Below are 11,955 nucleotides of genomic sequence, written 5' to 3' on the forward strand. Positions count from 1 at the left end.
GCCTTACCGAACCGAATTCAACGGAGCCACCCCATGAGTCATTTTCTGGACCGACTGAGCTTTTTTGCCCAGGCCCGCGAACCCTTTGCCAACGGCCACGGCGTCACCACCGGTGAAGACCGCACCTGGGAGGACGCCTACCGCAACCGCTGGCAGCACGACAAGATCGTGCGCTCCACCCATGGCGTGAACTGCACGGGCTCGTGCTCGTGGAAGATCTACGTCAAGGGCGGCATCGTGACCTGGGAAACCCAGCAGACCGACTACCCGCGCACCCGCCCTGACCTGCCCAACCACGAGCCGCGCGGCTGCGCCCGCGGCGCCAGCTACTCGTGGTACCTGTACAGCGCCAACCGCGTCAAGCACCCCATGGTGCGCGGCGAATTGCTCAAGCACTGGCGCGCCGCCCGCACCGTGGCCAAGAGCCCGGTCGATGCCTGGGCCACCCTGATGGCCAATGACGAGATCCGCCGCAGCTGGCAGACCCAGCGCGGCCTGGGCGGCTTTGTGCGCAGCAGCTGGGACGAGGTCAACGAGATCATCGCCTCGGCCAATGTGCACACCATCAAGGCCCACGGGCCCGACCGCATCATCGGCTTCTCGCCGATCCCGGCCATGTCGATGGTGTCGTATGCCGCCGGCAGCCGCTACCTGAGCCTGATCGGGGGCGTGTGCATGAGCTTCTACGACTGGTACTGCGACCTGCCGCCCGCCAGCCCCCAGGTCTGGGGCGAGCAGACCGATGTGCCCGAGTCGGCCGACTGGTACAACTCGACCTTCATCATCGCCTGGGGCTCCAATGTGCCGCAGACGCGCACACCCGACGCCCACTTCTTCACCGAGGTGCGCTACAAGGGCGCCAAAACGGTGGCAGTGACCCCCGACTACGCCGAGATCTCCAAGCTGGCCGATCTGTGGATGCACCCCAAGCAAGGCACCGATGCGGCCGTGGCCATGGCCATGGGCCATGTGATCCTGAAAGAGTTCTACTTCGACAAACGCAGCGTCTACTTTGACGACTATGCCCGCCGCTACACCGACCTGCCCATGCTGGTGATGCTGCAGGAGCAGGACACCCCGGCCGGCCGCGCGCTGGTGCCCGGCCGCTACCTGCGCGCCAGCGACCTGGTCGCCGAGGCCACCACCGCCAATGCCGACTGGAAGACCCTGGCCTGGGACGAGCAAGGCCAGGTGGTACAGCCCCAGGGTTCGATCGGCTTTCGCTGGGGCGCCGAGGGCCGGCCCGACCAGGGCCGCTGGAACCTGGAGAGCAAGGAGGCCGTGGACGGCCGCCCGGTGCAGCTCAAGCTCTCGGTGCTGGAGGGCGCCGGTGGCGGCACCCCGGCCATGACCAGTGTGAACAAGGTGGCCTTCCCCTACTTCGGCGGCATCGAGTCGCCCCAGTTCACGGCCAACAAGCAAGGCGATGTGCTGCTGCGCAACGTGCCCATGCAACGACTGCTGGTGCAGCAGGACGGCGCGCCACGCGAAGTCTGGGTGGCCACGGTGTTCGACCTGCAGGTGGCCAGCTACGGCGTGCACCGCGGCCTGCGCAATGCTGCGGGCGATCTGGTGGACGACGGCGCGCTCTCCTATGACGACAACCTGCCCTACACCCCGGCCTGGCAGGAGCAGATCACCGGCGTGCCGCGCAGCCAGGTGCTGACGGTGGCGCGCCAGTTCGCCGACAACGCCGACAAGACCCGGGGCAAGTCCATGGTCATCATCGGCGCGGCCATGAACCACTGGTACCACAGCGACATGAACTACCGCGGCATCATCAACATGCTGATGATGTGCGGCTGCATCGGCCAATCCGGGGGCGGCTGGGCCCACTATGTGGGTCAGGAGAAGCTGCGCCCGCAGACCGGCTGGACCGCCCTGGCCTTTGCCCTGGACTGGTCACGCCCGCCGCGCCAGCAGAACTCGACCAGCTTCTTCTATGCCCACACCGACCAGTGGCGCTACGAGAAACTGGGGGTGGAAGAGGTGCTCTCGCCCCTGGCCGACAAGGCCCAGTTTGGCGGCAGCATGATCGACTACAACGTGCGCGCCGAACGCATGGGCTGGCTGCCCAGCGCCCCGCAGCTCAAGACCAACCCGCTGCAGGTGTGCCGCGACGCCAGCGCCCAGGGCCTGGACGCCAAGGACCATGTGGTCGATGCGCTGAAGAACGGCTCGCTGCAGATGTCTTGTGAAGACCCGGATGACCCGGCCAACTGGCCGCGCAACATGTTTGTCTGGCGCTCCAACATCCTGGGCTCCAGCGGCAAGGGGCATGAGTACTTTCTCAAGCACCTGCTGGGCACCACCCACGGCGTGCAGGGCAAGGCCCTGGGTGAACAGGCCCCCCCCGAGGCGCCTGGCGCCTCCCCCCAGGGGGCAGCCGGCTTGGGGCGGCCCGGCGCCGGCTTCTCAGCCAAGCCGCAAGAGGTGCGCTGGCACGCCGAAGCCCCCCAGGGCAAGCTGGATCTGCTGGTGACGCTGGACTTCCGCATGAGCACCACCTGCCTGTACTCGGACATCGTGCTGCCCACCGCCACCTGGTATGAGAAGAACGACCTCAACACCAGCGACATGCACCCCTTCATCCACCCGCTGTCCACCGCCGTGGACCCGGCCTGGGAGGCGCGCTCGGACTGGGACATCTACAAAGGCTTCGCCAAGAAGTTCTCCGAGGTGTGCGTGGGCCACCTGGGGGTCGAGAAAGAAGTGGTGCTGACGCCGATCATGCACGACACCCCGGGCGAGATGGCCCAACCCTTCGACGTGAAGGACTGGAAGCGCGGCGAGGTGGATCTGATCCCGGGCCGCACGGCACCGCAGATCACGGTGGTTGAGCGCGATTACCCCAACACCTACCGCCGCTTCACCGCCCTGGGCCCGCTGATGGACAAGCTGGGCAATGGCGGCAAGGGCATCGGCTGGAACACCCAGGACGAGGTGCGCCAGTTGGGTGAGCTCAATGGCACGGTGCGCGAGGCCGGTGTGAGCCAGGGCCGCCCCTGCATCGACACCGATATCGACGCCGCCGAGGTGGTGATGATGCTGGCCCCCGAGACCAACGGCCAGGTGGCCGTGAAGGCATGGCAGGCCCTGTCCAAGCAGACCGGGCGCGAACACGCCCACCTGGCCCTGCACCGCGAAGACGAGAAGATCCGCTTCCGCGACATCCAGGCCCAGCCGCGCAAGATCATCTCCTCGCCCACCTGGTCGGGGCTGGAGAGTGAAAAGGTCAGCTACAACGCGGGCTACACCAATGTGCATGAGCTGATCCCATGGCGCACCCTGACCGGGCGCCAACAGTTCTACCAGGACCACCCGTGGATGCGCGCCTTTGGCGAGGGCTTTGTGAGCTACCGCCCACCGGTGGACCTGAAGACCCTGGCCGAGGTGCAGGGCCTGAAGCCCAACGGGCACCGCGAGATCGCGCTGAACTTCATCACCCCGCACCAGAAGTGGGGCATCCATTCGACCTACACCGACAACCTGCTGATGCTGACGCTGAACCGCGGCGGCCCGGTGGTCTGGCTCAGCGAGGACGACGCCCAAAGCGCCGGCATCGTGGACAACGACTGGGTGGAGCTGTTCAACGCCAATGGCGCCATCGCGGCCCGCGCGGTGGTGAGCCAGCGGGTGAAGAACGGCATGGTGATGATGTACCACGCCCAGGAAAAGATCATCAACACACCGGGCTCGGAGATCACGGGCACACGCGGCGGCATCCACAACTCGGTGACCCGCATCGTGCTCAAACCCACCCACATGATCGGTGGCTACGCCCAGCTCAGCTACGGCTTCAACTACTACGGAACGATAGGCACCAATCGCGACGAGTTCGTGGTGGTGCGCAAGATGGCCCGGGTCGACTGGCTCGACGGCGAAGCCACCCCAGGCGCCCACACCCAAGGAGCACACGCATGAAGATCCGAGCCCAAATCGGCATGGTCCTGAATCTGGACAAATGCATCGGCTGCCACACCTGTTCGGTGACCTGCAAGAACGTCTGGACCAACCGCCCCGGCGTGGAATACGCCTGGTTCAACAACGTCGAGACCAAGCCCGGCATCGGCTACCCCAAGGAATGGGAGAACCAGGACAAGTGGAACGGTGGCTGGGTGCGCAAGAGCGACGGCCGCATCGAGCCGCGCCAGGGCGGCAAGCTCAAGCTGCTGATGCGCCTGTTTGCCAACCCCAACCTGCCCGAGATCGACGACTACTACGAGCCCTTCACCTTCGACTACGAGCACCTGCAGAGCGCGCCCAAGTCGAAGGCGCCGCCCACGGCGCGCCCGCGCAGCCTGATCACCGGCCAGCGCATGGAGAAAATCGAATGGGGCCCGAACTGGGAGGAGATCCTGGGCGGCGAGTTCAGCAAGCGCAGCAAGGACAAGAACTTCGAAGACATCCAGAAGGACATCTACGGCCAGTTCGAGAACACCTTCATGATGTACCTGCCGCGCCTGTGCGAGCACTGCCTGAACCCGACCTGCGTGGCCAGCTGCCCCTCAGGCTCGATCTACAAGCGCGAGGAAGACGGCATCGTGCTGATCGACCAGGACAAGTGCCGCGGCTGGCGCATGTGCGTGTCCGGCTGCCCCTACAAGAAAATCTACTACAACTGGCAAAGCGGCAAGGCCGAGAAGTGCATCTTCTGCTACCCCCGCATCGAGGCCGGCCAGCCCACCGTGTGCTCCGAAACCTGCGTGGGCCGCATCCGCTACCTGGGCGTGCTGCTGTATGACGCCGACCGCATCGAGCAGGCCGCCCAGACCGAGCACGACCGCGACCTGTACCAGGCCCAGCTCGATGTGTTCCTGGATCCGCACGACCCGTCCGTGATCGAACAGGCCCGGCGCGACGGCGTGCCCGAAGCCTGGCTGACCGCCGCGCGCAACAGCCCGGTCTACAAGATGGCGGTGGACTGGAAGGTTGCCCTGCCCCTACACCCCGAGTACCGCACGCTGCCCATGGTCTGGTATGTGCCACCGCTGTCGCCCATCCAGGCCGCCGCCAACTCGGGCGACCTGGGCGTGAATGGCGAGATCCCCGACGTGAACCAGCTGCGCATCCCCGTGCAGTACCTGGCCAACCTGCTGACCGCTGGCGACACCGGCCCCGTGATGCGGGCGCTGGAGCGCATGCTGGCCATGCGCGCCTACATGCGTTCGCGCCACGTGGACCAGGTCGAGAACACCGCGGTGCTGAACCAGGTGGGCCTGGACGCGGCCACGGTGCAGGACATGTACGACATCATGGCCATTGCCAACTACGAAGACCGCTTCGTCATCCCCAGCACCCACCGCGAATACGCTGAGAACACCTTCGACGTGCGCGGCGGCTGCGGCTTCTCGTTCGGCAACGGCTGCTCGGACGGTGCCAGCGAGCCCAGCCTGTTCGGGGCCAAGAAGAAGCGCACCATCCCGATCAAGGCGGAGGAATGACCATGAGCACGGCACACAACACCCCCGCGCGCAGCCTGCGCGCCCTGGCCCACCTGCTGACCTACCCGGATGCCGCGCTGCGCCAGGTGCTGCCCGAGATCGAGGCGGCACTGCAGCAGGAGGCCGCGCTGTCGGCCGAACACCGCGCCGGCCTGCTGGCGCTGACGCAGGCCCTGCAGAGCAGGGACCCGCTCGAGGTCGAGGGTGACTACGTCGACCTGTTCGACCGCGGGCGGGCCACCTCGCTGCACCTGTTCGAGCACGTGCACGGCGATTCGCGTGACCGCGGCCCGGCCATGATCGACTTGCTGCAGACCTACGAGCAAGGCGGCCTGTACCTGGACCCGGCCCGCACCGATGGCGAACTGCCCGACCACCTGCCAGTGGTGCTGGAGTTCGCCTCCACGCTGGCGCCCCAGGCCTGCCGCGATTTCATCGGCGAGTTCGCCCACATCCTGAACAGCGTTCACGACGCGCTGAACCACCGGCAAAGCCCCTATGCCGTCGCCCTGGCCGCTGTGCTGGCACTGGGCGGCCAGGCCCTGGTGGTGCGCCCCCTGGTGGCCGAGCCCGCCATGGATGAAAGCTGGGCCGAGCCCGAAGCCTTTGCCGGTTGCAGCAGCCCAGGCCAGCAAAACCCCGGCCAGAGCCAGCCCATCCACTTCATGCCCCTTGCCGGGGCAGCCCAGCCACGAGGAGCCCTGTCATGAGCCTCAGCCATCAATTCATCTTCGGCATCTACCCCTACCTCTGCGGTGTGATCTTTCTGCTGGGCAGCCTGATCCGCTTCGACCGAGAGCAGTACAGCTGGCGCAGCGAGTCGAGCCAGATGCTGGCCTCGGGCAGCCTGCGCTGGGGCTCCAACCTGTTCCATGTGGGTGTGATCGGCCTGTTCTTCGGCCACCTGTTCGGCATGCTGACGCCGCCCGAGATCGTGCACGCCCTGGGCGTGAGCCCGGCGCAGAAGCAACTGCTGGCCGTGGTGGCCGGCGGCACCCTGGGCGGCCTGGGCCTGATCGGCCTGCTGCTGCTGATCCGCCGCCGCCTGGGCAACGCCCGGGTGCGCGCCACCTCGCACAAGCGGGACTTCGTGGTGCTGTTCTGGCTGCTGGCCACCCTGCTGCTGGGCCTGTCCACCGTGCCGTTGTCGCTGCAGCACAGCGATGGCACCACCATGCTGCTGCTGATGGCCTGGGCGCGCCACATCGTCACTTTCCAGGGGGACGCGGCCAGCCTGATCGCGGGCGTGTCGCCGGTGTTCAAGCTGCACATGTTCATGGGCATGAGCCTGTTTGCCATCTTCCCCTTCACCCGCCTGGTGCATGTGTGGAGCGGCTTTGCCGCAGCGGGCTATGTGGCCCGACCCTGGCAGATCGTGCGCAGTCGCAAGATCGGCCTCTGAGCCGGCACGCTTCTGAAAGAGAAACACCCCATGACACCCAACCCCATCCGGCCCACCCCCACACAGGCCACTCTGAGCGTGGCCGGCCAACGCCTGGACGAAGACCGCAGCGACCTCAGCGAGGGCGAGCGCCACCAGCGCGCCCGCCTGGCCCTGCTGCGTCTGGCCGCCATCCACGATGGCCTGCTGCCCGACAGCGACCCGGCGCCGCACGACGGCGTGCTCAGCGAGGCTGCGGCCGATGCCATCGACCTGTGGCTGGCGCAGCACCTGCAGGTGCCCGAGCCGGATGAGACCGCCTGCCGCCGCTACCACGCGGCGCACCGCGCCCGCTACGCCGTGGGCGAGCGCGTGCAGGCGCGCCACATCCTGTTTGCCGTGACCCCGGGCACCGACGTGAAGGCGCTGCGCGGCCGCGCCGAACAGGCCTTGCTGAGCCTGCGCGCCGAACCCCAGCGCTTTGCCGAGCAGGCCGCCGCCCTGTCCAACTGCCCCAGCGGCGCCCAAGGCGGTGAACTGGGCTGGCTGGGCGAGGCCGACTGCGCGCCCGAACTGGCCCGCGAACTGCTGGGCCAGGACGCAGACCGCGCCCATGTGGGGGTGCTGCCGCGCCTGGTGCACTCGCGCTTCGGCCTGCATGTGGTGGAGGTGCTGGCCCGCGAGCCCGGTCAGCACCCCGAGTTCGAACAGGTGCGCAACGCCGTGGCCCAGGCCATGCGCCAAAGCGCCTGGATCACCGCCCTGCGCCAGCAACTGCTGGTGCTGGCCGCCCGCTGGCCCGTGCAAGGCGTGGCGCTGGAGCAGGCCGAGTCGCCGCTGATGCAGTGAGGATGTGCGGAGGGCGGTGCGGCGGCACGGAGCCAGGGGTGGCGTGGCAATCTGGCACTCCCCTGCTGGGGAATGTGCAATTGAGATACGATGTAACTCAAACAGCCTGAGCTCCAAGCCATATGCCCGCCAACACCACCATGGTTCACGTTCGTTTGGATGAACAACTCAAGACCCAGGCCGCCGAAACGCTGGCCACCATGGGGCTGACCGTTTCGGATGCCATTCGGGTTTTTCTGACACGCGTGGTGGCCGATCAGGCCTTGCCTTTTGCACTCAAGGCACCCAACCCCAGCAGCCAAGCCGCGATCGCTGAAGCCGAGGAAATCATCGCCAGCCATCGGGCACGGTTCTCCGACCCCGAGGCGCTGCTGAATGAACTCCAAGAAGCCAGCCGCGAGTAAGCGAACCTCTCTTCCGCGCCAATCGGATTACACGCGGCAATTCCTCAAGGATTGGCAGCGCCTGACCCACTCGGGTCGTTATGACATGAAGCGGCTGAAAGAGGCCATGCTGCTGCTGTTGGCCCATGATGGGCCCATGCCGCCTGAATGGTTGGATCATGAGCTGCAGGGGCCCTGGGCAGGCCACCGAGAATGCCATGTGGGAGGCGACTTTCTGCTGATTTATGCGCTGGCTGCTTCTGGCCCTGGCGAGGTCATCGTGTTTGTACGCTGCGGCAGCCACGCGGATCTGTTTTCTTGACCGCGCGGTCGCTTCTGTAGACATTCAAGACACGGACAGGATTTTGGTCGACTACCTTGATGACCACTGATAGATCGAGATGAGCAAAATGCACAACCCTCCCCACCCCGGCGAAGTGCTGCGCGACTACCTGGGCGACATCACGGTGACTGACGCAGCGCAGCAGCTCGGCGTGCATCGCGTCACGTTGACACGCATCATCAGCGGGCGTGCCGGGGTCTCTCCCGACATGGCCTATCGCCTGGCCAGCGCATTGGGCACCAGCCCTGAACTGTGGGCCGGTATGCAGATGCAGTACGACCTGCACCAAGCCAGCAAAACGAAGCGCCCCCACATAGCGGATGACAGCGCAAGGGCTGGCCAGGGCCAGCCCCTGTCTTTCTGCCCTGTCTTTCTGATTCCGCGCCCTCAGCCCCCTGACTTCTTCTGCACAAACGCCCGCGCCTCCTTGTCGGAGCGGCGGATGTGCAGCGACAGCCAGTCGCGCAGCACGCTGGACAGCTGCGAGGCCACCGTGATGCTGCCGGCCTCGTACTGGCGCTTGAGCTCTTCGAGCTGGCCGATGAAATGGGCGTGGCCGATCTGGTGCTGCTCCAGGCGCGGAAAGCCCACCTCGCGCATCAGCGCCTCTTCGCGGCTCAGGTGATCGCGGGCGTAGGCCAGCAACTCACCCAGCACGCGGCTCACCACCTCGCGCCCCCGCCCCTGGCTGGTGGCGGTGTGCAGTTGGTTGACCAGATCGACCAGGTGCCGGTGGTCCTGATCGATGGGGCCGTGGTCGATCACCAGATCGTCGGCCCATTCAAAGTAAGCCATGCAAGGACTCCGTGTTGGATCGCAAGGGGCCAGCGCCTGGCCTTCAGGCGAGTTTGAAGAAGCGCACAGTGCCGTCCAGCGACTGGGCCTGTTGCTCCAGTGCCTGGGTGGCGGCAGCAGCCTCTTCGACCAGTGCCGCGTTCTGCTGGGTGACCTGGTCCATCTGGCCCACAGCCTGACTGACCTGGTCGATACCGGTACTCTGCTCCCGGCTGGCCATGGCGATCTCGCGCATCAGGTCAGCCACCCGGCGCACGCTGACCACGGTTTCATCGAGCGTGCTGCCGGCGCGCTCGACCTGAGCGCAGCCAGCGCCCACATGCACCACCGAAGCATCGATCAGTTGCCGGATCTCGCGGGCAGCCTCGGCAGCGCGACCGGCCAGTTGCCGCACTTCGCTGGCCACCACGGCAAAGCCGCGCCCCTGCTCGCCTGCCCGAGCAGCCTCGACAGCCGCATTGAGCGCCAGCAGATTGGTCTGGAAGGCGATGCCGTCAACCACGCCGATGATGTCGGCGATGCGTTTGGAAGAGCGGTCGATGGCTTCCATGGTCTGAATCACCTCAGCCACCACCTGACCGCCCTGAACCGCCACCTCGGCAGCCGATTCGGCCAGGCGGTGTGCTCGCAGGCCACTGTCGTCGTTTTGGCGCACCGTGGCGGCCAATTGCTCCATCGACGCAGCGGTCTGCTCAAGGGCACTTGCCTGCTCTTCGGTCCGCGACGACAGGTCCAGGTTACCCGCAGCAATCTGACGCGTGGCAGTGGCCATCGCCTCCGTGCCCCCGCGTACCTGGCTGACCACCTGATGCAGGCTCAGACTCATGTCGTGCAGCGCCACCTGCAACTGGCCGATCTCATCGCGGCGGTTCGTGTCGATCCGGCTGCTCAGATCACCCTTGGCCACACACCGGGCCCATTGCAGGGCCTGCCCCATGGGCAGCGTGATGTCGCGCGTCAACCAGGCCGACAGGCCCATCCCGCAAAGCAGGCCCAGCCCTCCCAGCACCCCCATCAACAGCCGTGACTCATTGCTGGCATCCAGCACCTCCCGGGCACTGTGGTCGGCCAAGGACTTCTGGAGCCGATTGAGCTGGTTGATCGGGGCTTGCAAGGCATCGAGGGCAGGCAGGGTTTCGCGGTGCAGCAAAGCGGTCGCCTGCTCGTGCTGGCCGTCATCGACCAGTTTCATCACCCGTGTGAACGAGGCCACATAGTGCTCACGGGCCTGCTGCAATTCCTGCATCAGGGCACGGCCCTCAGGCCGGTAAATCAGACGGTCCAGCGCTCCCAGCGCCTCGGTGATGCTGCGCTTGTTGTGTTCGATCCGTTCGCGGATGGCGTCGCGCTGCGGCCCCTCAGCACCCAGAACCAACTCCATGGTGCGCCGCGCATTGGCCCGGGTGCCCACATCCACCGCGTGGATGGCCTCCACCTTGGCCCAGTCCTTGTCCACCAGGCGCTGATTGATGTCGCGAACCTGGGCAAAGCGCCAGCCGCCGATCAGGGCCATGCCCAACATCATCGCGATGAGCAGGCCAAAGCCCAGACTCAGGCGAACCCCAATCCTCATATCACTGAACCTGCGCATGCCGTTCCCCTGTCAGAGTCGGCGCGGGACACCCCGCAACCATGGGGCAGATGGTAGGCAAGGCCGGGTCGTTTGACCCTCCTCCATTGGAACTAGGGGGATGCGCTGCCTGATCAAAATTTGAGGCAAATCAAATCCAAGGCGCCCCCGGCCTGGCCGGCCAGGCGAGACCCGATGGACATGGCGCTTGAAATGCACTGCTGCCCCATCGGTTCAGCCCAGGGCAGCTGCGGCCCATGACAAGGTGAGCGGGGCGTGACGGCCTGGGCATACAGGCCCACACCTCACCTCACCTCGACTTGCGACGCGAGAGTGAAAAAGCCCCGGAGCCCGCACTGGGCAATTTCACGCAGATCAGCTGCACCTGCTGCTGGATGACCTTGGCCACCAGCGCGCGGCGGGCCGGCCCCAGCCGGCTTGAAATGGCGGCCACGCTGATGGCGGCGATCGGGTTGTCGGGTGGGAAGGCAACGCCCACAGCCGCCGTGCCAGGCGTTGCCGCGCTGTCCAGAAAGGCATAGCCCTGGGCCTGGGTGTCGGCCACGGCCCGCTGCACGAAGCCGGGCTCGAAGGTACCGAACCGGGCATAGCGCGCGTCATTGGCCTCGACGATCTGCGCCACCTCGGCTTCGGGCAGCGCACTCAGGATCGCCAGCCCCCCCGCACCCACGCCCATGGGGCGGCGGATGCCCACGTCCAGGGTCAGGGCCTTGATCGGGTAGTCGCCCAGCACCCGGCTGGTGCAGATGGCCTCCACGCCGCGGCGCTCGCTGAGGTAGACCGTGTCTTGCGTCTCGTCGGCGATGGCCTGCATGGCCTGCTCGCACAGGTCGGCCAGGCGAAAGGGTGGCTGCGCCAGCAGACCCAGCTCGTACAGCAGCGGGCCCAGGTGGTACTTGCGCGTCATGGCGTCACGCACCACCAGGCCCTCCAGCTCCAGCCGCTGCAGCATGCGAAAACAGGTGGACATGGGCAGGCCGCTGACGCTGACCACATCGGCGATGCGCATGCCGCGCCGCCCGCGCGAGGCCACCACGCGCAGCATGCCGACAACACGTTCAATGCTCTGGGTGCCGGTGCGCGAGGCGCCTTCGGCCAGGGCCGTGTCCGCCGGGGCGGTGCTTCGGGGCTTTCGTTTAGTTTCCACAGTGTGGCAGTAATTGGGGTTG

Annotated in this window: 10 protein-coding genes and 1 pseudogene; 8 read left to right on the forward strand and 3 right to left on the reverse strand. The window is 66.5% G+C overall.

What is annotated here, in order from left to right; all coding sequences use genetic code 11:
- The first annotated feature begins 33 nt into the window (after positions 1-33).
- The 8 genes and pseudogenes from F624_RS0125805 to F624_RS34400 form a co-directional block, all read left to right on the forward strand.
- Positions 34-3,924, forward strand: a complete 3,891-nt coding sequence (locus F624_RS0125805; protein WP_019577276.1) for a nitrate reductase subunit alpha — start codon at positions 34-36, stop codon at positions 3,922-3,924.
- Entirely contained in the window at positions 3,921-5,444 is a 1,524-nt protein-coding gene (narH, locus tag F624_RS0125810; protein WP_031256300.1) for a nitrate reductase subunit beta, read from the forward strand. Before F624_RS0125805 ends, narH begins: the two co-directional genes overlap by 4 nt.
- Entirely contained in the window at positions 5,441-6,154 is a 714-nt protein-coding gene (gene narJ / locus F624_RS0125815; RefSeq protein ID WP_019577278.1) for a nitrate reductase molybdenum cofactor assembly chaperone, read from the forward strand. The genes narH and narJ overlap by 4 nt, the downstream gene beginning before the upstream one ends.
- Positions 6,151-6,846, forward strand: coding sequence for a respiratory nitrate reductase subunit gamma (gene narI / locus F624_RS0125820; protein ID WP_019577279.1), 696 nt, complete (start codon positions 6,151-6,153; stop codon positions 6,844-6,846). Before narJ ends, narI begins: the two co-directional genes overlap by 4 nt.
- 30 nt (positions 6,847-6,876) lie before the next feature.
- A complete protein-coding gene (locus F624_RS0125825; RefSeq protein ID WP_019577280.1) occupies positions 6,877-7,674 on the forward strand; it encodes a peptidylprolyl isomerase in 798 nt (265 codons plus the stop codon).
- 122 nt (positions 7,675-7,796) lie between these two features.
- The gene (locus F624_RS0125830; RefSeq protein ID WP_019577281.1) at positions 7,797-8,078 is read left to right on the forward strand and encodes a type II toxin-antitoxin system RelB/DinJ family antitoxin; all 282 of its coding nucleotides are present in this window, start codon (positions 7,797-7,799) and stop codon (positions 8,076-8,078) included.
- Positions 8,050-8,379: a type II toxin-antitoxin system YafQ family toxin gene (locus F624_RS32850; protein WP_043426743.1), complete on the forward strand. Its 330-nt coding sequence runs from the start codon at positions 8,050-8,052 to the stop codon at positions 8,377-8,379. Before F624_RS0125830 ends, F624_RS32850 begins: the two co-directional genes overlap by 29 nt.
- A 79-nt stretch (positions 8,380-8,458) precedes the next feature.
- A pseudogene (locus tag F624_RS34400) lies at positions 8,459-8,716 on the forward strand (HigA family addiction module antitoxin); the annotation flags it as partial.
- 71 nt (positions 8,717-8,787) lie between these two features.
- On the opposite strand, the gene F624_RS0125840 reads toward F624_RS34400, so the two are convergent.
- The 3 genes from F624_RS0125840 to F624_RS0125855 all read right to left on the reverse strand — a co-directional run bounded on the left by F624_RS0125840 (position 8,788) and on the right by F624_RS0125855 (position 11,933).
- Positions 8,788-9,195 carry a bacteriohemerythrin gene (locus F624_RS0125840; protein ID WP_019577283.1) on the reverse strand — a complete coding sequence of 136 codons (408 nt, stop codon included), beginning with the start codon at positions 9,193-9,195 and terminating at the stop codon, positions 8,788-8,790.
- A gap of 43 nt (positions 9,196-9,238) precedes the next feature.
- Complete coding sequence (locus F624_RS0125845) at positions 9,239-10,768, reverse strand: methyl-accepting chemotaxis protein (protein WP_019577284.1); 1,530 nt, start codon at positions 10,766-10,768, stop codon at positions 9,239-9,241.
- A 307-nt stretch (positions 10,769-11,075) separates the two neighbouring features.
- On the reverse strand, positions 11,076-11,933 hold the full coding sequence (locus tag F624_RS0125855; RefSeq protein WP_019577286.1) for an IclR family transcriptional regulator: 858 nt from the start codon (positions 11,931-11,933) through the stop codon (positions 11,076-11,078).
- Between the last annotated feature and the right edge of the window lie 22 nt (positions 11,934-11,955).

It is taken from the genome of Curvibacter lanceolatus ATCC 14669, from assembly GCF_000381265.1.
GTDB lineage: Bacteria > Pseudomonadota > Gammaproteobacteria > Burkholderiales > Burkholderiaceae_C > Curvibacter > Curvibacter lanceolatus.

Excerpts from the sequence above, each read along its gene's own strand:
- narJ (WP_019577278.1), top strand. The coding sequence starts at position 5,441 with ATGACCATGAGCACGGCACACAACACCCCCGCGCGCAGCCTGCGCGCC.
- F624_RS0125840 (WP_019577283.1), bottom strand. The coding sequence starts at position 9,195 with ATGGCTTACTTTGAATGGGCCGACGATCTGGTGATCGACCACGGCCCC.
- F624_RS0125805 (WP_019577276.1), top strand. The coding sequence starts at position 34 with ATGAGTCATTTTCTGGACCGACTGAGCTTTTTTGCCCAGGCCCGCGAA.
- F624_RS0125825 (WP_019577280.1), top strand. The coding sequence starts at position 6,877 with ATGACACCCAACCCCATCCGGCCCACCCCCACACAGGCCACTCTGAGC.
- narI (WP_019577279.1), top strand. The coding sequence starts at position 6,151 with ATGAGCCTCAGCCATCAATTCATCTTCGGCATCTACCCCTACCTCTGC.
- F624_RS0125830 (WP_019577281.1), top strand. The coding sequence starts at position 7,797 with ATGCCCGCCAACACCACCATGGTTCACGTTCGTTTGGATGAACAACTC.
- F624_RS32850 (WP_043426743.1), top strand. The coding sequence starts at position 8,050 with ATGAACTCCAAGAAGCCAGCCGCGAGTAAGCGAACCTCTCTTCCGCGC.
- narH (WP_031256300.1), top strand. The coding sequence starts at position 3,921 with ATGAAGATCCGAGCCCAAATCGGCATGGTCCTGAATCTGGACAAATGC.
- F624_RS0125845 (WP_019577284.1), bottom strand. The coding sequence starts at position 10,768 with ATGAGGATTGGGGTTCGCCTGAGTCTGGGCTTTGGCCTGCTCATCGCG.